This is a genomic window from Thioclava sp. GXIMD4215 (assembly GCF_045291555.1).
GTDB classification, from domain to species: Bacteria; Pseudomonadota; Alphaproteobacteria; order Rhodobacterales; family Rhodobacteraceae; genus Thioclava; species Thioclava litoralis.
The window spans coordinates 2,182,845-2,202,414 of the sequence record NZ_CP149515.1; the positions used below are offsets into that span (position 1 = coordinate 2,182,845).

The following is a 19,570-nucleotide window of genomic DNA, read 5'->3' on the forward strand; positions in this document are numbered from 1 at the left end:
TCACATCATATCCGGAAGACTTTCATGGATCATTTCACGTATAAAAACGGTGCGTTGCATGCCGAGGATGTGCCCGTATCGGAGATCGCCAGATCGGTTGGCACGCCGGTCTATATCTATTCGGCTGCCACGCTGGAACGTCACTTCAAACTGTTCCAGGAGGCCCTTGGCTGGACCGACCATCTGATCTGTTTCGCGATCAAATCGAACAGCAATCTGGCGGTGCTGAAGCTGCTGGGCGATCTGGGTGCAGGTATGGATGTGGTCTCGGGCGGGGAATATCGCCGCGCCAAGGCTGCAGGCGTTCCGGGCGAGCGGATCGTCTTTTCCGGCGTCGGCAAGACCCGCGAAGAGATCGCTCTGGTTCTTGATGGCGGCATCCGTCAGTTCAACGTGGAATCCGAGCCCGAGCTTCTGGCTATTTCGGAAATCGCGGCAGCCAAGGGGCTGAAGGCGCCGATCGCGCTGCGCGTGAACCCCGATGTGGATGCCAAAACCCATGAGAAGATCGCTACCGGCAAATCCGAGAATAAATTCGGGATTCCAATTGCTAAGGCGCAGGCCGTCTATGCGATGGCCGCCACGCTGCCGGGGATCGAAGTCATGGGCATCGACGTTCATATCGGCTCGCAGCTGACCGATCTTGAGCCCTTTGAAGCCGCGTTCAACAAGGTGGCCGAACTGACCCGCGCCCTGCGCGCCGATGGCCATGATATCCGCCGCCTCGATCTGGGCGGTGGTCTGGGCATCCCCTATCAGCGCGACAATAACGCGCCGCCGCTGCCGATTGAATATGGCGAGGTGATCCGCCGCGCCGTGGGGGATCTGGGCTGCGAGATCGAGATCGAGCCGGGCCGTCTGATTTCCGGCAATGCCGGTATTCTGGTCTCGGAGGTCATCTATCTGAAGGAAGGCGAGGGCCGGAACTTCCTGATTCTCGACGCGGCGATGAATGATCTGGTGCGCCCCTCGATGTATGGTGCCCATCACGACATCATTCCGGTGGTCGAGGCACAGGCCGGTGTCGAGCAAGCGCCTTTTGATGTGGTGGGGCCCGTTTGCGAGACCGGTGACACTTTTGCCAAAGCCCGCAATCTTCCGCCTGTAGGGGCTGGAGATCTGGTGGCATTCCGCTCGGCAGGGGCCTATGGTGCTGTTATGGCATCCGAATATAACTCGCGCCCGCTGATCCCAGAGGTTCTGGTGCGTGGTGATCACTTCGCTGTCATCCGTCAAAGACCAAGCTTTGAGGAAATGCTGTCTCGCGATAGCATTCCCGAGTGGCTCTAAACGCGCCCCTGTTCCGGGCGTGCTCTACATGCCCGGAAAGGACCGATGACCCTGCGCAAGCCTGATCCCGCCCGGACATATGCCGACCCCGCTTTGCGTCGGGTGGCCCGTAAAATTGTGCAGACCCGTCTGGGGCTGGTGGTTGAACGTGGTCTGCGGGCGTTCTGGCCTGCGCTTTCGCTCTGCGCGGTCGGTATGGCGGCCCTTGTCTTCGGGATCTTGACGCTGCCGGCATGGATTGGCTGGGCTGGCCTCGGGCTTTGGGGGCTTGCTCTGACAGTCAGCCTGATTGCGGGCTGGCGCGTTTTCCGCTGGCCCAGCCATGCTGAGGCCGTGGCGCGTGTGGATGAGACCTTGCCGGGGCGTCCGTTAACCGCTTTGGCCGATGATATGGCGCTTGGGGGCAGTGATCCCGCAAGCCGGGCTTTGTGGCAGGCGCATATTGCCCGCATGACAGAGCGCGCGAAAACCGCCCGAGCGGTGCGCCCCAATCCCGATCTGGCCCCGCGTGATCCCTATGCGCTGCGTTTGACGGCGATCCTGCTGCTGGTCAGCGCGCTGGTGTTCGGGGCCCCCTCCCGCATGTTTGAAAACGGTGCCTTGCCCGGAGGAACCGCGCCCGCGCTGGCGGCAATGGGCCCCAGTTGGGAAGGCTGGGCCGAGCCGCCGCGTTATACCGGACAACCGGGGCTCTATCTCAACTCTCTCAAGACCGATACGCTGACCCTGCCCGAGGGCACCCGCTTTTCTTTCCGGTTCTATGGGGATTCCCGCAAGATCGGGTTTCGCGAAAGCGTGTCCAATCCGGCCGTCGCGCCGCAAGATACAAGCGGCACCGATGTATCGCGCCGCGATTTCGAGGCGGTGCAAAGTGGCATCGTCGAGATTTCTGGCATGGCAGGCCGCAAGTTCGATATCCGGATTTCGCCGGATGACGCCCCTGAAATCCGTCTGACGGGGGCGGTCGAGCGGCGTGCCGATGGGAAGATGGTGCTGCCGTTCCACGCCTCGGATGATTATGCCGTGACCTCCGGTCAGGTGAGGATCCAGTTGGATCTGGCGGCGATTCCGCGCAAATTCGGCCTGAAGGTCGATCCCGAGCCGCGCGAGGCGCTGATCTATGATCTGCCGATGCCCTACACCGGTTCACGCAAGGCATTTGACGGGTCTTTGGTTGAAGATGCCGAAAAGCATGCATGGGCCAATCTGCCGGTCAAGCTGGAGCTGGAGGTGACCGACGGGCGCGGCCAGACCGGATCTTCGGGCTGGCAGGCGATTGTTTTGCCCGGACGGCGGTTCTTTGATCCTCTGGCGTCGGCATTTGTCGAGATGCGTCAGGATCTGTTGTGGAACCGTGGGAATGCAGCCTATGTTTCCGATATTCTGAAAGCTTTAAATAATCGCGCGCCCGACCTGATCAGATCTGCCGAGGTGCGCGTGTTGCTGCGCGGCGTGATCGGGCGGCTGGATCAGGGGCTTGATACGCCCGAGGCGCGCGACGCGATGGCTGACATGCTATGGAATATGGCCGAGCTGGTCGAGGATGGCGGTCTGTCGAACGCGTTGGAGCGCATGCAGCGGGCGCAGGAGCGCCTGTCCGAGGCCATGCGGAATGGTGCGTCGCAGGACGAAATCGACAAGCTGATGCAAGAGCTTAAAGACGCGACGGATGATTATATCCGTATGCTGGCAGAACGCGACCAGACGCAGGGCGATCCGACGCAGAATCAGGATCAGCAGAGCCAGCAGATCACCGGCGACCAGTTGCAACAGATGATGGACGAGATCCAGCGTCTGATGAAAGAGGGCCGTATGGCCGAGGCGCAAGAGCTGCTGGAGCAGTTCAACCGTATGATGCAGAATATGAAAGTCACGCAGGGCGACGGGCAGGGGCAAGGTGGTCGTCAGATGCAGAACTTGCGTGACACTTTGCGCGAACAGCAGGAGCTCTCCGATGATGCGTTCCGCAATCTGCAAAACGGTCAGCAGGGGCAAGAGGGCCGGAGTGGTCAGGACAGTCAGAACGGTCAGAATAATCAGAACGGTCAGGCGCAGGATGCGCCGCCGCCATCCGGATCAGGGCAGAGCCTTTCGGACCGTCAGCGCGCCCTGCGTCAGGAACTGGATCGCCAGAAGGGACTGCTGCCCAATCTCGGGTCCGCCGAAAGTGACCGTGCCCGCCAGCGACTTGATGATGCGGGCGAGGCGATGGGCCGCGCCGAGGATGCGCTGCGCAAAGGGGATAACGGACGGGCGCTGGACAATCAGGCCGAGGCCATCCAGTCGCTGCGCGAAGGTATGCAGGCGCTGAACAATGCGCAAAACGGCGAAGAGCAGCGTCAGGCGGGCCAGCAACAACAGGGCCAGCAAGGCCAGATGCGCGACGGGGAGGGCGGTCAGGGTGGCCAGCGGGCGATGCCCCGCGATCCGCTCGGGCGTTCGGCCGGAGATGGCAACCGTGTCGGAACCGAAGAGAACATGCTTCAGGGCGAAAACCCCTATGGCCGCGCCCGCGATCTGCTGGACGAGATCCGGCGTCGTCAGGCCGAGCGGGACCGCAGCGCGCAGGAGCGCGATTATCTGGACCGTCTGCTGGACAGGTTCTGAACGGAGGCGGTTTCACAGGGGCGCTGCGTGCGGACCTGTGTCGCGGAGCGCGGCGTCAAGCGGTGCCGCCGAGCCAGATGATCAGCTTTTCAAGCTGGTCATCCAGCGCCAGACGGGCTTGGTCGACCTTGGTCACATAGGCCTGCAAAGGGCGTTGCGCGGCAGGAACCGCGGCTGCAATCTGTGACGCCCCGAGATAGATGGCCAGCAGGATGGCCGCCAGCCCGACAACCAGAGAAAAGCCCAGACGGAAGCTGCTGCGCCGACGCGCCAGAGTTTGTGGTGCATCATAGGCCGCAGCATGGCGCCCGCGGTCCGAGGAGGCGCGCAGGGTCGAATTGATTTCCTCGATATCCGGCAGCTGGTCGCGGCGGCTGATCTGATGGATCGGGTCAGAGGCGGGGTCCGGCTCCACATGCACCAACTCGACGGCCTCCACGTGCGGCGCCTCTTCCGCAACGGGGGCGGGCTGGGATTCTGGCTGTGGCTCGGGCTTGGATACGGGCGCGGCACCCTGCGCAGGGGGGAGGTCGCTTGTATAGCTGATCGAGACATGCGCCTGCGCATCCGGTTCCGGCAGGCTATCCTCGGGCGCGTCGCTGAACTGGTCTGCCTCGGGAAGCACCGCGCCGATATGGTAATCCGGATCGTCTTCCTCGAAGCCGTCATCGGGCTGCGGCGGGGCATAGGCCGCAAGGACCGGTGCCTCCTCGCTCGGCAGGGCTGCCTCGGTGATATCGGCATCGGTGATACCGGCATCGGGCAGCGCCACTTCCGCGACCTCGGAGGTGGCCGGTGCGCTTTGCTCGTTTTGCCTGAGAAGCGCCAGCTTGGCCTGAACACGGCTGGCTGCTGCCTGAGCGACGGGTTCCAGATTCATCTCTTCCTGCGTCTGGAGCAGGCTCCCCTCGGCGCGGCGGGCCTGCGCCTCGCGCTCCGCCTCTTCACGCAAGATCGCCAGCAGCCCGTCATCCAGCTTGCGCCGTGGCATCATGCCGGGTTGGGGCGCCGGACGCAGATCCTCTGCCTCGTCTTCCTGGGGGGGCTCTTCCTCGCGGGGCTTGTCTGGCGATGCCTCGCCAGATGCCGTTTTTTCCGGGATCTCTGAAGATTCAGAATTGTCTGATATCTCGTCCGCAGCCGCATCAGCGACGGCGCTTCCCTCCGTTTCAAGCGGTTCTTTGTCGCTTTCCAGCGCCCTGGCAATATCTGCCGCGATCGCGGCATCATGCAGGTCCTGTGCCCGATCGGCATCGGCCAGTGACGTGATCGCATGACCGGGCTTCCATGCAGACGGTGCAGGCTCTTCGGCAGGTTCCTCGCGGGGGTCTGTCACCGCATCGGGCAGCGCCTGCATCCGCGCCGAGGGCTGGAACCACATCGTCCCGCAATTGGCACATTGCACATCGCGCCCCGCATCGGGGATCACCGAGTCATTGACTTCGTACTGGGCTGCGCATTTGGGGCAGGTCAGTCGCATTAAGGATATGCCTCGGTTACTTAACTTATGGGCCCAATGCGTCCGGATAGGACGCCATCGCCAATCTGGCAATTCATTTTACGATGTTGTAGCAAGCAGCCAATCATTATCCAAGTAGTAGCGTCGTTGCGGTGAAAAATGGCGATGCAAGGGGGCCTTTGGTGATCGAACTAGAAAATGTCGCGATTGGCTATAACGGGGTCGAGCTTCTGTCCGAAGTCTCGCTCAAACTGGTCCCCGGATCGTTCCATTTTCTGACGGGTCCTTCGGGGGCGGGGAAGACCTCGTTTCTCAAGCTCTGCTATGCCGAGCTTCTGCCGGTGGCGGGCCATGTCAGCCTGATGGGGCAAGATATCCGCACGATGACCCGCGATGACCGCGCCCTGATGCGGCAGCGGATTGGTGTGGTGCATCAGGATTGCCAGTTTCTGGACCATCTGCCGGTGATCGAGAATGTCGCGCTGCCGCTGACCGTTTCGGGACGTCCTGCGCATCCGCAGGAATTGGGCGAGCTGCTGTCTTGGGTCGGGCTGCGCGGTCAGGCGAATGCCCTGCCGCCGCAGCTTTCGGGGGGCGAACGCCAGCGCGCGGCTTTGGCCCGCGCTGTGATGATGAGCCCCGATGTCATTCTGGCCGACGAGCCGACGGGGAATCTTGACTGGGAGATGTCGCTGCGTCTGCTGGGGCTTCTGGTCGAGCTGAACCGGATGGGCAAGACGGTGGTGATTGCCACCCACGATCTGAACCTGATCCGGCAGGCCAAGGCGCAGGTGCAGGCGCGGGTGCTGCGCATTTCCGGACGGCGGTTGCAACTGGCGGGAGCGGACCTGTGATTTCCCTGAACTTTCTCAAGATCGAACAAGGCACTGCGGCGCGGGTCGTGCCGCCCACGGGCTTTACCGCGCGGCTGACACTGATCACGGCCGCAGCAATGGCCTTTCTGGCGGTCTTTGCGCTGGCGCTTTCGTTGGCGACCAACCGTTTGGCACATCGCTGGGCCGATGCGTTGGCGCGCACCGCCACCGTTCGGATTTCGGCCCCCGAGGACCAGATGCAGACGCAGGTGGATGCGGTGCTGAAGGTGCTGGGCGAGACGCCCGGAATCTCGGAATACAAGGCGCTGGACGATACGCAGATGCTGGCCCTTCTCAAGCCGTGGTTCGGTGCTGACCTGCCGGTGGATACGCTGCCCTTGCCGCGTCTGGTGGAGATTACCGAGAACGGGCAGGGGATTGATGTCGAGGGGCTGCGGCTCCGGCTTCAGGCCGAGGCTCCCGGTGCGGTGCTGGACGACCATACCCGCTGGCGCAGGCCGCTGGTGCAGGCGGCTGGCCGGTTGCGCATGCTGGGGCTTGTCTCGCTGGTTCTGATCGGCGGGGCGATGGCGGGGATGATCACGCTGGCCGCTCAGGCGGCGCTTGCCGCCAACGGACAGGTGATCCGCACCCTGCGTCTGGTGGGCGCGCGTGACCAGTTCATCGCCAGCGCCTTTGTGCGCCGCTTTACCGCGCGGGGACTTGCGGGCGCGATGATCGGCACGCTTCTGGGGATGGCGGCTGTGGCGCTTCTGCCCGATGCGAGTCCGGCGGGGGCGTTCCTGACAGGGCTCGGGTTTAGCGGGGCGGGCTGGCTCTGGCCGCTCCTTATTCCGGTTCTGGCGGCGCTTGTGGCCTTCGGCGCAACGCAATTCGCCGCCATGCGCATGCTGAAAGGGATCCGCTGATGCAATATCTCCGTTCGCTCGTCTTCATCGTGCTGATGTATCTCGTGATGGCCGTAATGGCGATCTGCCTGTTCCCCGTTGCCCTGATCGGCGGGCGCGGCGTGGCCATCGTGATCTGCCGCAGCTTCTGTCATTGGGTGCGCTTTTCGGCGCGCTGGATTGTCGGATTGCGGACCGAAGTGCGCGGCACCGTTCCGGAAGGGGATGTGCTCGTTTGTGCCAAGCACCAGAGTTTCATGGATATCCTGATGATCTATTCGGTCCTGCCCAAGGGCAAGTTCATCATGAAACGCGAACTGGTCTGGACCCCCTTCGTGGGCTGGTATGCGTGGCTGATCGGCTGCATTCCGGTTAACCGTGGCAAGGGCGGGGCTGCGGTGAAAGCCATGCTGAAAGCCGCCAAGAAAGGGCAGGAAAAGGGCGGCCAACTGGTGATCTTCCCGCAAGGCACCCGTGTCGCTCCGGGGGCGCAGAAGCCCTATAAGGTGGGGGCGGGGGCGCTGTATTCCACGCTGAAAACGCCCGCTGTTCCGGTGGCGGTGAATGTGGGGCTGTTCTGGCCCAAACATGCGATCCTGCGCAAGCCGGGGCTGGCGGTGGTGGAGTTTCTGCCGCCGATCGCTCCGGGGTTGAAGGTCGATGCCTTCATGGCCGAGATCGAGACCCAGATCGAGACCCGGTCCAACATGCTGATGGCCGAAGCCGGTATGCCGATCGTGGCCGAGCTGACGCCGAAGGGCTGAGGGCTAGAACATATAGCCCAGCAGGTCGATCATGCCGGGGGGCCATTTCCGCGTCCCCAGCGGCTTGACCAGCAGCACGTCGCTCATCTCGCCCTCGATCACCGCATGGCTTCTCAATTCGTCAATCGCCAGCCAGCGCATCGGTGCAGCGGGAAGCGGACGATAGCCCCATGCGCGATAGATCTCGGGGCTGTCCGAAAACAGGATCGCAAATTCGCGGTCCTGCCCCAAAGCTTCCGCGGCCTGCACCAAAGCCCGCCCGATCCCCTGTCTGCGGGCTTTGGGGGTGACGCAAAGATCGATCAGCCCGATGATCCGGTAGGGGGTGCCCTCGATGGAGATCACGCGCCGGTCAATGCCGATCTGCCCCACCAGCGTCGGGCCCTGAAAGGCCAGCACGCGCTGATGCGGCTCTTGCTTGAAAAAGCTGCGCTCTTCGAAAAAGCCGGGAAAAGCCTCGTTGAGCAGGCCGGTCAGGGCAGCATCATCGTCTTCGGCAGAGGCCGTGCGGAGAGTGATCTTGTCTGGGTCGATACGCATGGCGCCACTGTAAGGAACGGCTGGCAAAGCAAAACCCCCGCCATTGGTGATGACGGGGGAGAATTTCGGAATATCGGCGGCTTTATGCCGCAAGCCCTTTCGAGCCCATATCCAGAAACTTCTTGCGGCGCGATTTCACAAGCGCGACCCCGTCGCGGCCCGCCAGTTCTTTCAGCATGGCACCGATTTCCGTGCGCACGGCCTCGAAAGTTGCGGTGCGGTCGCGTTGGGCCCCGCCCAGAGGCTCCTTGATGATCCGGTCGATCACCTCGAGCTTCTTGAGATCCTGCGCGGTCAGGCGCAGCGCTTCCGCCGCCTCGCGCATTTTCTCGGCATCCTTCCACAGGATCGAGGCGCAGCCTTCCGGCGAGATGACCGAGTAGATCGAATGTTCCAGCATCGCCACGCGGTCGCCTGCGGCAAAGCCTACGGCCCCGCCAGACCCCCCTTCACCAATGACAAGCGCAATCAGCGGCACCTTGATATTGAGGCAGGTCTGGGTCGAGCGGGCAATCGCTTCGGACTGGCCGCGCTCTTCCGCGCCCTTGCCGGGATAGGCACCGGGCGTGTCGATCAGGGTGATGACCGGCAGGCCGAATTTATCGGCCATTTCCATCAGGCGGATCGCCTTGCGATAGCCCTCGGGGCGGGCCATGCCGAAATTGCGGGCAATCCGCGAGGCGGTGTCATGGCCCTTTTCATGGCCGATCACCACGACCGGCTGGTCGTTGAAGCGCGCAAGGCCGCCCATAACCGCGTGGTCATCGGCAAAATTGCGGTCGCCAGCCAGCGGCGTGAACTCGGTGAAGAGCGCCTCGATGTAATCTTTGCAATGCGGACGCTCGGGATGGCGCGCGACCTGACATTTACGCCAGGGCGAAAGATCCTTGTACAGATCCTTCAGCATCTGCGCGGCTTTCTTGTCCAGCGCAGCGGCTTCTTTCTCCACATCCATCTCTTCGTTTGCCCGTGCCAAGGCGCGAAGCTCTTCGGCCTTGCCCTCGATCTCGGCAAGAGGCTTTTCGAATTCGAGATAGCTGATCATCGTGACCCTCCGGTTGGCTCGATGGCGCCTATATGACCTCGCGCGCATGGAAATGCAACGGTAGGGCTGTGAGCTTGCGAAAGCTGTGCTACATCAGGGGCGAGGAAAGAGGAGAGCAGTATGATCGGAGAGGTGACCATCCGCACTCTGGCGGGTGTCCGTCTGGCGGGTCTGGCCCATCGCGGGGATTATCAGAACCTGACCGAAGCCTTTGCCCGCTTGGTGCATATGTTCGAGGACGGGCTTCTATGGGGGCATGTGGAAGGGGCCGCCGCCGTGGGCTATGACAATCCGCGGATAACGCCTGTGGAAAAACTGCGTTCGGATGCCTGTTTCATTGTGTCGGAGACCTGCCCGATTGTGCCGCCGATGAAAGAAATCCGTTACCCCGAAGGCCGTTACGCCGTTCTGGAGGTGGTCGGGCCCTATCGGCAACTGGCGCAGGCCTATGCCAAACTCAGCGACGAATGGTATCCCGCCTCGGGCGAGGAGCATCGCGGGCTGGTGGCCTATGAGGTCTATCTCAACAACCCCGAGGAAGTGCCGGAGCGGGAGCTGCGGACGGAAATCCGGCTCCCGCTGGCGTGATTAGACGCCGATCATCTCGGCCTGACGCACGATGACTTCGGCCTGACGCATCGAGGCGATATCCACAAGGCGGCCCTTATAGACAGCCGCGCCTGCGCCCTCGGATTTGGCCTGCTCCATCGCGGCGAGGATCTCGCGCGCTTCGGTGACGGCGGCCTCCGAGGGGGTGAAGACCTCGTTGGCGAGCGCGATCTGCTTGGGGTGAATCGCCCATTTGCCAACCATGCCCAGCGTAGCCGACCGCAGCGCCTGTGCGCGGAAGCCGTCATCATCCGAGAAGTCGCCAAACGGCCCGTCCACCGGCAACAGCCCATGCGTGCGGCAGGCTGCCACAATCGCCGTTTGCGCCCAGTGCCACGGGTCGGACCAGTATTTGGCGCCTTCGTGCAGCATATAGTAGTTTTCCTGCGTGCCGCCGATGCCGGTGGTCGCCATCCCCATCGAGGCCGCGAAATCGGCAGCCCCTAGGCTCATCGCCTGCAGGCGGGGCGAGCTGGCCGCGATTTCTTCCACATGGGCGATGCCCGCCGCAGATTCGATGATCACTTCAAGGCTGACCTTTTTGGTGCGGCCCTTGGCGGTCTCGATCGCGGTGATCAGCGCGTCAACGGCATAGACATCCGCCGCACAGCCGACCTTGGGGATCATGATCTGGTCGATGCGCTCCGAGCCTTCCTCCAGCAGCTCGACCACATCGCGGTACCAATAGGGCGTATCCAGCGCGTTGATCCGCACCGAAAGATATTTGTTGCCCCAGTCGATTTCGTGGCTGGCGGCAATGATGTTTTTGCGGGCAACCGCCTTATCATTGGGCGCGACGCTGTCTTCGAGGTCCAAATTGATGACATCTGCCGCCGAGGCTGCCATCTTGGGAAAAAGCTTCGTGTTCGAGCCGGGTCCAAACAGCTGGCAGCGGTTCGGGCGGGCAGGCGGGGTAGGCTGGATGCGGAAACTCATCGTTCCTCCGGTAATGATGTTTCTATCCTGATGCTTGAGTTGATATATTGTTGCGCGGGCGTTTTCAATCACTTTCTGCAATGCAGAATGAACGAGTCGTTTATGCGGCAGAGGATTGCTTGAATCTGTAAAATTTCAGATCAATCTCCGACTCTTTTTCAGGATGACGCAAATAAAATCGGCCAAATTGCCTTTTGTTGAAATATATTTCAGAATTATCTTTCAAAAATGCTCCAAATACCAAGGAAATTTCTGCGCAAAGGTCATAGCCTATGTCCAACAACCCATTTGGAGGCCTGAACGATGGCGCTTATCGAAACCCCGTATCTTCTGTTCCTTGGTGACGCGCCGGACGCTCTGGCCGCGAAAGTGGCGCAGGGCATCAAGGACTGGCGTCCCGAGTTTGCCGTGGGGCAGTTCCGCATGGCGGGCTGCAATGCCGATATGGGTCTGGCCGATATGACGCTGGAAGAGGCCGTGGACGCGGGCTGCAAAACGCTGGTGATCGGCGTGGCCAACCGTGGCGGTGTGATCTCGGCGGCGTGGAAAGAGGTTCTGGTGAAGGCGCTGGAAGCCGGTCTGGACATCGCATCGGGCCTGCATAACCTGCTGCGCGACGAGGCCGAACTGGTGGCCGCTGCCGAGAAAAACGGCCGTCAACTGCATGACGTGCGTATTCCTTCGGTGAAATATCCGATCGCCAATGGGGTGAAGCGCAAGGGCAAGCGCATGCTGGCCGTGGGCACCGATTGCTCGGTCGGCAAGATGTATACCGCGCTTTGTGTGGAAAAAGAGATGCGCGAGCGCGGCATGAAGGCCAGCTTCCGGGCAACCGGCCAGACCGGTATCCTGATCACCGGCGACGGTGTGCCGCTGGATGCCGTGATTGCCGACTTCATGGCCGGTTCGGTCGAATATTTGACCCCCGATAATGACGAGGATCACTGGGATCTGATCGAGGGCCAAGGCTCGCTGTTCCACGTGTCCTATTCGGGCGTGACCATGGCGCTGATCCACGGCGGCCAACCCGACGCGCTGGTGATCTGCCACGAGCCGACCCGTGACCATATGCGCGGCCTGCCGGGCTATAAGCTGCCCTCGCTGCAAGCCGTGCGTGATCTGGCGCTGCAACTGGCACAGGTTGCCAATCCGGCCTGTAAGGTTGTGGGTATCTCGATCAATACCAAGGGCATGCCCGAAGCCGAAGCCAAAGCCTATCTGGCCAAGGTCGAAGCCGAAATGGGTCTGCCCGCAACCGACCCCTTCCGCTTTGGTGCGGGCCCGCTGGTCGATGCGCTGGAAGCGCTTGACGCCGTCGCCGCCGAGTAAGCCCATGACCCGCCGGAACCAGTTTCCGGCGGGTTTTTACTGACACTCTTGGAAAAAGCCTTAGCTTGCGGGTCAAATGGCCTGTGACAGGCCCTGCCAGAGTGAGGAAGAGATCATGATCAAAGTTACCCCCGACAGTTTCAAACTCGCCGAGGCTTTCACCATCTCGCGCGGCTCGCGGACCCAATCCGATGTGCTGACCGTTCGGATCACCCGCGACGGTGTGACCGGCTGGGGCGAGTGCCTGCCCTATAAACGCTATGCCGAGACGCTGGAAAGTGTGACGGCGCAGATCAATTCGCTGCCCGAGGGCATTACCCGTATGGAGCTGCAAGAGGCGCTGCCCGCCGGTGCGGCCCGTAACGCGGTGGATTGCGCCTTGTGGGATCTCGAGGCCAAGAAAGCGGGCAAGCGCGTCTGGGAAATGGCGGGGCTTTCCGCACCCAAGCCGGAAGTGACCGCCTATACGCTCTCGCTCGATACGGTCGAGAAAATGCGCGAGAAAGCCGCCAAGAACGCCCATCGCCCCGTGCTGAAGATCAAGCTGGGCACGCCCGATGATATCCCGCGGCTTGAGGCCGTGCGCGAAGGGGCCCCCAAGGCCAAGATCATCCTTGATGCCAATGAGGGCTGGGAGATGGAGACCTTCCTCGATATCCAGAAGCACCTCCTGCGCCTGAATATCGCGATGGTCGAACAGCCGCTGCCTGCCGCCGCCGATGAGGGCCTGATGGGGGTCGAACGTCTGGTGCCGATCTGTGCCGATGAAGCCTGTCATGACCGCGCTTCGATGGCGCATCTGAAGGGCAAATACGACATGATCAACATCAAGCTCGACAAGACCGGCGGCCTGACCGAGGCGCTCAGCCTGCGCGATGTGGCGCTGTCGGAAGGCTATAAGGTGATGGTCGGCTGTATGCTGGGGTCGTCTTTGGGGATGGCGCCCGCGACCTTGGTGGCGCAAGGTGCCGCTATTGTCGATCTTGACGCCCCGCTGCTTCTGGCAGAAGACCGTGAGCAGCCGCTCTATTACGAAGATGGCAAAGTTTATCCGCCCGAAGCGTCGCTTTGGGGCTGAGGGAAGAAGGAGTAAGGCCGATGAGCCGTATCGTTTATCTCAACGGTGACTATATCCCCGAAGAAGAAGCCAAAGTGTCGATTTTCGACCGCGGCTTCGTTATGGGCGATGCAGTTTATGAAGTGACGGCCGTGATCGGCGGCAAGCTGTGGGACTTCGAGGGCCATGTGAAGCGCCTCGCCCGCTCGCTGAACGAGCTGGAGATGCAGAACCCGCTGACCCGCGACGAGCTTCTGGAGATCCACCGCGAGCTGATCAAGCGCAACCCCGATTTCATCGACGGCGGCATCTACCTGCAGATCTCGCGCGGGAATGCCGGCGACCGTGATTTCGCCTTCCCGCCCGCCGATGTGAAGCCGACCGTGGTGCTTTATACCCAAGCCAAGAACGGCCTGCTGGATGACCCCAAAGCCAAGAAAGGCATCAAGGTTATCTCGATCCCCGATCTGCGCTGGCACCGCCGCGATATCAAGACCGTGCAGCTTCTCTACCCGTCGCTGGCCAAAATGGCGGCCAAGAAAGCGCATGTGGATGATGCATGGTTTGTCGAGGATGGTTTCGTGACCGAAGGCTCGTCGAATAACGTCTATATCGTGAAGGACGGGAAGATCATCACCCGCGCGCTGTCGAATGACATCCTGCACGGGATCACCCGCGCGGCGCTGCTGAAATATGCCGCCGAGGCGCAGATGCAGATCGAAGAGCGTTCCTTCACCATCGAAGAGGCGCAGGCCGCCGATGAGGCCTTCTTCACCTCGGCTTCGGCCTTTGTGACGCCAGTCATCGAAGTGGATGGCAAACCGGTTGCAAGCGGCAAGCCCGGCCCCGTAGCCACCCGCCTGCGCGAGATCTATCTGGCCGAAAGCGCGAAATCGGCGCTGTAAGCGCGGCCCCCGAAACGGCAAAAGAAAACCCCGACCGCGCGGTCGGGGTTTTTGTCATCCGCAGGATCGGTTCTCGATCAGGCATTCAGGACGGTGGGCAGATAGGCTTGCTGGGTGAGGTCATCCACCAGCACGATCTGTTGCGCCAGCGTTTCCATATCCTCGGTGACGCCTTCCAGATAGGCCACGCTATTTCCGTTGATGCGCACCGTGGTACCCGCATCATCGGCCGAGATGGTGAAGGTCGAGGGCGGCCCCTGCATGGTGCTCAGCACCAGCACTTCGGGGTCATCCTCGGTCGTGCCCTCGCCGAAATCCTTGATGGTCACCGGATCGCCATAGGGCGAGCCAGCATTGGTTGCATTGACGATGAAGGCATCCTGACCATCGCCGCCCCACATGACATCGCCATCATCGCCGATCAGCAGGTCGCTGCCCGCGCCGCCATTGAGGGTATCGGAATTGCCCGCGATCGTATCCAGCGCGATCAGCCCGTCATCGCCATAGCCGCCATGCAGCGAATCCGAGCCCTGATGGTCGATCAGCACATCATCGCCGGTATTGCCGCGCAGCGTGTCATTGCCCGGGCCGCCAAGCAGCGCATCATTGCCCGCGCCGCCATCGATATAGTCATCGCCCGCACCGCCGATCCCGCCAAAGAAGCCCTGATCCTCAAGCGAGCTGATCAGGTCATCTATTGAGGAAAGCGTCGTCAGATCGCTCAGGTCGGCGGGGACGCTGCCCATGTCGTCGCCGCCCTTGAGCATGATCGTATCATCGCCATCCCCACCGATGATCGTGTCGCTGCCCTCGGTGCCGTGGATCCAGTCCCGTCCGGCTGAACCATAGGTGACCTGACCCGAGGCCGCGACCTGCCGTATCGGAGAGCTTTGCGTGTCACTTTGCGAGTCGTTTTCGCCAGAGGTGCTGTCATCGGTGCCGCTTTCCGAGCTGTCCTGCGCCGTTTCGTCCTCTCCGGTTTCCTCGGTCGTGTCGGTGGCTTCGGAGGCGCTATCCTCGGTGCTGTCCGGCTCGGTGGTGCTATCGCTTTGCGTGGCGTCGTCAGAGCTGTCGTCTTCCGCATCGTCGGTCTGCGTGCCGGTATCGGTATCGGTATCGGCGGTCATCTCGTCAGAGGGATCGTCGCTATCATCATCGTGATCGGACATGTCGTGGATGCCGAAAGCGAAAGCCAAAGGAAGAAGGGAAAGAAGTAAAAAAGCGCCCATGACCGGCCCCAGCAGAGTATAAGAATATCTGCTGGATATGTGATTGGATGGTTAAGTCAATCTTAATTCACACGCGCGCGTGATAATGCGTGAAGTTGGAAACTGTTAACCTTGAATACCGCGATATTATCGCTGGTTCTGGCAACAATCCAGAGACTGTTGCAGAAGGGGCGCCAAAGTCGCGGCCCATTCCTCTTGCTGAGCTCTGGTCTGGATCAGATCCTGACGCAGTTCGATCAGGATGTTCAGGCGTCCCGTTTGCAGCGCGTGGCGGTCGATGGAATCTCCGGCAAGATGGCCCTTATAGGGTTCGTTATCTCCGGTCGGAATATGTCGCGCCCTGAGCGCCTCGATCAGCGGTTCGGCCAGTCTGCGGTCCCGGGGATCCGACAGGATGCCGACCTGCCAAGGCCGCGGCGGTCGCCCGCGTAGCTGGGGCGTGAAGGAATGGATGGCGCAGATCACGCTGTTCTCGCGCCGTGCGGCCAAGGTTTCCAGTGCCTTGTGATAAGGACGGTGCAGACGCTCCAGACGGCGCAGTTTCTCGGCGGCATCGGCATGGCGGTTGGCGGGAATGATCGTGCCGTCATAGAGCTTCATCAGCAGCGTCGGGTCCGTCTCGCCACGGTTCGGGTCGATCACCAGCCGCGAGAAATTTGTGCTGATCAACGGGGCGTCCAGCAGGCGTGCCAAAGCCTCGGAGACGCCCAACGCGCCCGGATCATAAGCGATATGGCGCGCCATATCGGCAGGCGGCAGCCCCAGATCACCGCCGTTGATCCAGTCCGGCACATGGTTTGTCGCGTGATCACAGGTGACCAGCCAGCATGCGCTCCGCTCTGCGCCCTGAATGTGAAAAGCGGTTTCGGTCATGGAAGATCACCTATTGTCACGCATTCTTAGTTTTGGTGCTGCATCAAAGTGAATAAGCGAGCCTGCCCCGAAGTGCCAGTTGCACTTGCGACAAAATCGCGCAATACCTTGGGGCGGCCCACGACTAAATCGTAATTCCTAACCAACGAGGTCGCATGAGACGCCTTCGCAAAGTAAAGATCGTCGCCACTCTGGGCCCTGCATCTTCCGACTATGAAACGATCCGCGGTCTGTTCGAGGCCGGAGCCGATGTGTTCCGTCTGAACATGAGCCACGGCACGCATGACGAACAGCGTGCCCGCTACGAGATCATTCGTAAGGTCGAAGAAGATTTGGGGCGCCCGATTGCTGTTCTGGCAGATCTTCAGGGCCCGAAATTGCGGGTCGGAACCTTCGCTGCCGGTGCGGCAGATCTGGAAGAGGGGGATGCCTTCCGTCTGGATCTGGAGGACAAAGACGGCGACCAGCATCGTGTCTGCCTGCCGCATCCCGAAATTTTTGCCGCTCTGGAAGCGGGCACCACGCTTCTGGTCAATGACGGCAAGATCCGCCTGAAGGTCGAGGATTGCGGTGCGGATTTCGCGAATTGCACCGTGACGGTGGGGGGCACCATCTCGAACCGTAAGGGCGTGAACGTGCCGGATGTGGTTCTGCCGATCCCCGCGCTGTCCGAGAAGGACAAGAAAGATCTGGAATTCGCCTGCTCGCTGGGCGCGGACTGGCTGGCGCTGAGCTTCGTGCAGCGCGCCGATGACGTGCTTGAGGCGAAAGCTCTGGCGCAGGGGCGTGCGCTGGTGCTGTCGAAGATCGAGAAGCCCGCCGCAGTGAAGGCCTATGACGAGATCCTCGAGGTGTCCGACGGGATCATGGTTGCGCGTGGTGACCTTGGCGTCGAGCTTCCGGTGCAGAACGTCCCGCCGATCCAGAAGAAGCTGGTGCGCAAGGCGCGTGCGGCGGCCAAGCCGGTGATCGTCGCAACCCAGATGCTGGAATCGATGATTGAAAGCCCGATGCCGACCCGCGCCGAAGTCTCGGATGTGGCGACGGCCATCTATGAGGGTGCGGATGCGGTGATGCTTTCGGCGGAGTCGGCCGCAGGCCGCTATCCGATCGAAGCAGTTAAAACGATGAATAATGTCGCCGAGCAGGTCGAAGGCGATTCGACCTACCGCGAGGTTATCAACTCCAGCCGGACCTTCACGGCAGCCCGCCGCCAGACTGTGGCGGATGGCATCGTGGCTGCGGCCCGCGAGATTGCGGAGACCACCGATATCGCCGCGATCAGCTGCTATACCCAGACGGGGACTTCGGTGCGTCTTGTGGCGCGTGAACGTCCGCAGGTGCCGATCGTCGCGCTGTCGCCGGTCACCAAGACCCTGCGCAAGATCTGCCTGACCTGGGGCGTGCAGGCGATCAAATCCGAAGAGGTGGGGCGCTTCAAGATGGCTGTGGTCAATGCGGTCCGTGCGACCCGCGATTTCGGTCTGGCCGATGAGAAAGACCAGATCGTGGTGGTGGCCGGTGTGCCGTTCAATGTGGAAGGCACGACCAACATCCTGCGCGTCGCGCCTTGCGACGAGCGCCAGATCTTCCGCACCGAGCCGGAATAACCGTTTCAAGCCAAGCTGCCGCCCCGGACCCGCGTTCGGGGCGGCTGTCATTTGGGAGACAGCTCGGAAAGGCAGGGTATGATGGCGGATTATTGTCTGACTTTCGGTCTTTTGCTGATCGTTTTCGCGATTCCCGCCGGTGTTTCCGCCTATTCCGAAATGCGCCCGCCCCGCATGGCCGCCGTCACGATCGTGCTGGGGGCCTGTCTTGTCATCCTTGCGGTGACTCTCAGCCCGACCGGCTATAGCTATGGTGACATTCCGCAGGCCGTGGCGCGGGTGATGGCACGGTTTCTGCCCTGATATCGCGAGATCTGGCCATACCGGCCCGATGGGGCGGCTGTCAGGCCAGAATAAGGCTTGCAAAACGGGGCAAAGCTTTCTAGAAGGCGCGTTCTAGACGGCCGCGCGGCCGGCCCAAGAGGCATGCCGAGTCGCGCGTAAACCCCTCTTACGTTAAGGAGACGGAAATGCCCAAGATGAAGACGAAATCCGCTGCCAAAAAGCGGTTCAAGTTCACCGCGAACGGCCATGTCAAAGTTGGTCACGCAGGTAAGCGCCACGGCATGATCAAGCGGACCACGAAGTTCATTCGTAACACCGCTGGCACCATGGTCCTGTGCGACTCCGACGAGAAAATCGTCAAAAAATACATGCCGTACAACCGCTGATACTGGGAGACTTGAACTATGGCACGCGTTAAATCCGGTAAGGTCACCCACGCCCGTCACAAGAAGGTCCTGAAGGCCGCAAAAGGTTACTACAGCTCGCGCTCGCGTAACTTCCGCACCGCCACTCAGGCCGTCGACAAGGCAAACCAGTACGCAACCCGCGACCGTAAGGCGCGCAAGCGTAATTTCCGCTCGCTCTGGATCCAGCGTATCAACGCAGGTGTCCGCGCAGTCGACGCCGAAATGACCTACTCGAAATTCATCAACCTGCTCGCCGTTGCCGGTATCGAAGTGGACCGTAAGGTTCTCGCCGATCTGGCAGTTCACGAGCCGGAAGCCTTCGCTGCAATCGTTGCACAGGCAAAAGCAGCAGCCTGATCGCTGCCGCACCGATGAGTTTTTGAAAACCCGCGCCGCAAGGTGCGGGTTTTTGCTTTTTGATCTGGGGTTTTCTCTATGAATAGTGAGGAGATTACGCCGTTCGGACTGGTGTCTTGGTCCTTGGAGCTCGCGCGGAAGCAGGATGCGGGTGGTGTCTATCGTGGCGGCTGGCGGCGGCTGGCCCGCGATATCGCGGAATTGAGAGGCGGCGATATCGATCCGATGTTCGATCAGAATGCCAATCTGGATATCCTGCTGCGGTCAATGGAAGACGAAATGTCGCGCAGGGATCGGGCGGGGAGCGGCGCGGAGGGGGATAATGCTGGCTTGCAGATGCAGCTTCACCTCTCGCGGCTCTGGGTTCTGGGCGCGTATGAGGTGTTCCGGAGACTTCATAAGGATCTGAGCGCGGGCGCGCATCACAAGCCTATTGGTGCGTGTCTTCGAGCATCCAACTCCAAAGGATGTGGCTTCGAGGAATGCGTCTTGTGCACCATCGGGCATCTGCGCAACGAACTGGCACTCGTTCGCATTCATCTGGC

19 protein-coding genes are annotated in these 19,570 nt (G+C 61.4%); 13 read left to right on the forward strand and 6 right to left on the reverse strand.

Annotated elements, in window-relative coordinates; translation table 11 throughout:
• The first annotated feature begins 24 nt into the window (after nucleotides 1-24).
• Both lysA and WDB86_RS10815 read left to right on the forward strand, forming a co-directional pair.
• On the forward strand, nucleotides 25-1,290 hold the full coding sequence (lysA, locus tag WDB86_RS10810) for a diaminopimelate decarboxylase (RefSeq protein ID WP_406721435.1): 1,266 nt from the start codon (nucleotides 25-27) through the stop codon (nucleotides 1,288-1,290).
• A gap of 45 nt (nucleotides 1,291-1,335) precedes the next feature.
• Nucleotides 1,336-3,897 (forward strand): TIGR02302 family protein, encoded by a 2,562-nt coding sequence (locus tag WDB86_RS10815; protein ID WP_406735912.1) that lies wholly within the window; start codon nucleotides 1,336-1,338, stop codon nucleotides 3,895-3,897.
• Between the two features lie 55 nt (nucleotides 3,898-3,952).
• On the opposite strand, the gene WDB86_RS10820 is transcribed toward WDB86_RS10815, so the two are convergent.
• Complete coding sequence (locus WDB86_RS10820; RefSeq protein WP_406735913.1) at nucleotides 3,953-5,377, reverse strand: zinc-ribbon domain-containing protein; 1,425 nt, start codon at nucleotides 5,375-5,377, stop codon at nucleotides 3,953-3,955.
• A gap of 161 nt (nucleotides 5,378-5,538) precedes the next feature.
• On the opposite strand from WDB86_RS10820, the gene WDB86_RS10825 reads away from it, so the two are divergent.
• Genes WDB86_RS10825 through WDB86_RS10835 form a run of 3 tightly spaced genes read left to right on the forward strand, consistent with a single transcriptional unit; the run spans nucleotide 5,539 to nucleotide 7,843 of the window.
• Nucleotides 5,539-6,210, forward strand: a complete 672-nt coding sequence (locus WDB86_RS10825) for an ATP-binding cassette domain-containing protein (RefSeq protein ID WP_339108473.1) — start codon at nucleotides 5,539-5,541, stop codon at nucleotides 6,208-6,210.
• Nucleotides 6,207-7,100 carry a cell division protein FtsX gene (locus tag WDB86_RS10830; RefSeq protein WP_339108472.1) on the forward strand — a complete coding sequence of 298 codons (894 nt, stop codon included), beginning with the start codon at nucleotides 6,207-6,209 and terminating at the stop codon, nucleotides 7,098-7,100. The genes WDB86_RS10825 and WDB86_RS10830 overlap by 4 nt, the downstream gene beginning before the upstream one ends.
• Nucleotides 7,100-7,843: a lysophospholipid acyltransferase family protein gene (locus tag WDB86_RS10835; protein WP_339108471.1), complete on the forward strand. Its 744-nt coding sequence runs from the start codon at nucleotides 7,100-7,102 to the stop codon at nucleotides 7,841-7,843. Before WDB86_RS10830 ends, WDB86_RS10835 begins: the two co-directional genes overlap by 1 nt.
• Nucleotides 7,844-7,846: 3 nt before the next feature.
• On the opposite strand, the gene WDB86_RS10840 is transcribed toward WDB86_RS10835, so the two are convergent.
• Nucleotides 7,847-8,383 carry a GNAT family N-acetyltransferase gene (locus WDB86_RS10840; RefSeq protein ID WP_406735914.1) on the reverse strand — a complete coding sequence of 179 codons (537 nt, stop codon included), beginning with the start codon at nucleotides 8,381-8,383 and terminating at the stop codon, nucleotides 7,847-7,849.
• Between the two features lie 82 nt (nucleotides 8,384-8,465).
• On the reverse strand, nucleotides 8,466-9,425 hold the full coding sequence (locus WDB86_RS10845) for an acetyl-CoA carboxylase carboxyltransferase subunit alpha (protein ID WP_406721618.1): 960 nt from the start codon (nucleotides 9,423-9,425) through the stop codon (nucleotides 8,466-8,468).
• Nucleotides 9,426-9,548: 123 nt separating this feature from the next.
• Between WDB86_RS10845 and WDB86_RS10850 the strand changes: the two genes are divergently transcribed.
• A complete protein-coding gene (locus WDB86_RS10850) occupies nucleotides 9,549-10,016 on the forward strand; it encodes a GyrI-like domain-containing protein (protein ID WP_339108469.1) in 468 nt (155 codons plus the stop codon).
• Here the strand turns inward: WDB86_RS10850 and WDB86_RS10855 are convergent, their stop codons facing one another.
• A complete protein-coding gene (locus WDB86_RS10855) occupies nucleotides 10,017-10,973 on the reverse strand; it encodes an L-malyl-CoA/beta-methylmalyl-CoA lyase (RefSeq protein ID WP_339108468.1) in 957 nt (318 codons plus the stop codon).
• 303 nt (nucleotides 10,974-11,276) lie between these two features.
• On the opposite strand from WDB86_RS10855, the gene dgcN reads away from it, so the two are divergent.
• From dgcN to WDB86_RS10870, 3 genes are all read left to right on the forward strand, one after another.
• Entirely contained in the window at nucleotides 11,277-12,302 is a 1,026-nt protein-coding gene (gene dgcN / locus WDB86_RS10860) for an N-acetyltransferase DgcN (RefSeq protein WP_339108467.1), read from the forward strand.
• A 115-nt stretch (nucleotides 12,303-12,417) separates the two neighbouring features.
• Nucleotides 12,418-13,380, forward strand: coding sequence for an N-acetyl-D-Glu racemase DgcA (gene dgcA, locus WDB86_RS10865; RefSeq protein ID WP_406735915.1), 963 nt, complete (start codon nucleotides 12,418-12,420; stop codon nucleotides 13,378-13,380).
• A gap of 20 nt (nucleotides 13,381-13,400) precedes the next feature.
• On the forward strand, nucleotides 13,401-14,264 hold the full coding sequence (locus WDB86_RS10870) for a D-amino-acid transaminase (protein ID WP_339108465.1): 864 nt from the start codon (nucleotides 13,401-13,403) through the stop codon (nucleotides 14,262-14,264).
• A 77-nt stretch (nucleotides 14,265-14,341) separates the two neighbouring features.
• On the opposite strand, the gene WDB86_RS10875 is transcribed toward WDB86_RS10870, so the two are convergent.
• Both WDB86_RS10875 and WDB86_RS10880 read right to left on the reverse strand, forming a co-directional pair.
• On the reverse strand, nucleotides 14,342-15,433 hold the full coding sequence (locus WDB86_RS10875; RefSeq protein WP_406735916.1) for a calcium-binding protein: 1,092 nt from the start codon (nucleotides 15,431-15,433) through the stop codon (nucleotides 14,342-14,344).
• Between the two features lie 186 nt (nucleotides 15,434-15,619).
• Complete coding sequence (locus tag WDB86_RS10880; protein WP_339108463.1) at nucleotides 15,620-16,366, reverse strand: N-formylglutamate amidohydrolase; 747 nt, start codon at nucleotides 16,364-16,366, stop codon at nucleotides 15,620-15,622.
• Nucleotides 16,367-16,521: 155 nt separating this feature from the next.
• On the opposite strand from WDB86_RS10880, the gene pyk reads away from it, so the two are divergent.
• From pyk to rplT, 4 genes are all read left to right on the forward strand, one after another.
• Nucleotides 16,522-17,976 (forward strand): pyruvate kinase, encoded by a 1,455-nt coding sequence (pyk, locus tag WDB86_RS10885; RefSeq protein WP_406735917.1) that lies wholly within the window; start codon nucleotides 16,522-16,524, stop codon nucleotides 17,974-17,976.
• A gap of 78 nt (nucleotides 17,977-18,054) precedes the next feature.
• Nucleotides 18,055-18,279 (forward strand): hypothetical protein, encoded by a 225-nt coding sequence (locus tag WDB86_RS10890; protein WP_406735918.1) that lies wholly within the window; start codon nucleotides 18,055-18,057, stop codon nucleotides 18,277-18,279.
• A gap of 167 nt (nucleotides 18,280-18,446) precedes the next feature.
• Nucleotides 18,447-18,647, forward strand: coding sequence for a 50S ribosomal protein L35 (gene rpmI / locus WDB86_RS10895; protein ID WP_339108460.1), 201 nt, complete (start codon nucleotides 18,447-18,449; stop codon nucleotides 18,645-18,647).
• A gap of 18 nt (nucleotides 18,648-18,665) precedes the next feature.
• A complete protein-coding gene (rplT, locus tag WDB86_RS10900) occupies nucleotides 18,666-19,025 on the forward strand; it encodes a 50S ribosomal protein L20 (protein WP_339108459.1) in 360 nt (119 codons plus the stop codon).
• The last annotated feature ends 545 nt before the right edge of the window (nucleotides 19,026-19,570 follow it).

What these genes read in the sequence shown, in the direction of transcription:
- lysA (WP_406721435.1), top strand. Translation starts at nt 25, where the DNA reads ATGGATCATTTCACGTATAAAAACGGTGCGTTGCATGCCGAGGATGTG.
- WDB86_RS10815 (WP_406735912.1), top strand. Translation starts at nt 1,336, where the DNA reads ATGACCCTGCGCAAGCCTGATCCCGCCCGGACATATGCCGACCCCGCT.
- WDB86_RS10820 (WP_406735913.1), bottom strand. Translation starts at nt 5,377, where the DNA reads ATGCGACTGACCTGCCCCAAATGCGCAGCCCAGTACGAAGTCAATGAC.
- WDB86_RS10835 (WP_339108471.1), top strand. Translation starts at nt 7,100, where the DNA reads ATGCAATATCTCCGTTCGCTCGTCTTCATCGTGCTGATGTATCTCGTG.
- WDB86_RS10840 (WP_406735914.1), bottom strand. Translation starts at nt 8,383, where the DNA reads ATGCGTATCGACCCAGACAAGATCACTCTCCGCACGGCCTCTGCCGAA.
- WDB86_RS10850 (WP_339108469.1), top strand. Translation starts at nt 9,549, where the DNA reads ATGATCGGAGAGGTGACCATCCGCACTCTGGCGGGTGTCCGTCTGGCG.
- WDB86_RS10855 (WP_339108468.1), bottom strand. Translation starts at nt 10,973, where the DNA reads ATGAGTTTCCGCATCCAGCCTACCCCGCCTGCCCGCCCGAACCGCTGC.
- dgcN (WP_339108467.1), top strand. Translation starts at nt 11,277, where the DNA reads ATGGCGCTTATCGAAACCCCGTATCTTCTGTTCCTTGGTGACGCGCCG.
- dgcA (WP_406735915.1), top strand. Translation starts at nt 12,418, where the DNA reads ATGATCAAAGTTACCCCCGACAGTTTCAAACTCGCCGAGGCTTTCACC.
- WDB86_RS10870 (WP_339108465.1), top strand. Translation starts at nt 13,401, where the DNA reads ATGAGCCGTATCGTTTATCTCAACGGTGACTATATCCCCGAAGAAGAA.
- WDB86_RS10875 (WP_406735916.1), bottom strand. Translation starts at nt 15,433, where the DNA reads ATGTCCGATCACGATGATGATAGCGACGATCCCTCTGACGAGATGACC.
- WDB86_RS10880 (WP_339108463.1), bottom strand. Translation starts at nt 16,366, where the DNA reads ATGACCGAAACCGCTTTTCACATTCAGGGCGCAGAGCGGAGCGCATGC.
- pyk (WP_406735917.1), top strand. Translation starts at nt 16,522, where the DNA reads ATGAGACGCCTTCGCAAAGTAAAGATCGTCGCCACTCTGGGCCCTGCA.
- WDB86_RS10890 (WP_406735918.1), top strand. Translation starts at nt 18,055, where the DNA reads ATGATGGCGGATTATTGTCTGACTTTCGGTCTTTTGCTGATCGTTTTC.
- rpmI (WP_339108460.1), top strand. Translation starts at nt 18,447, where the DNA reads ATGCCCAAGATGAAGACGAAATCCGCTGCCAAAAAGCGGTTCAAGTTC.
- rplT (WP_339108459.1), top strand. Translation starts at nt 18,666, where the DNA reads ATGGCACGCGTTAAATCCGGTAAGGTCACCCACGCCCGTCACAAGAAG.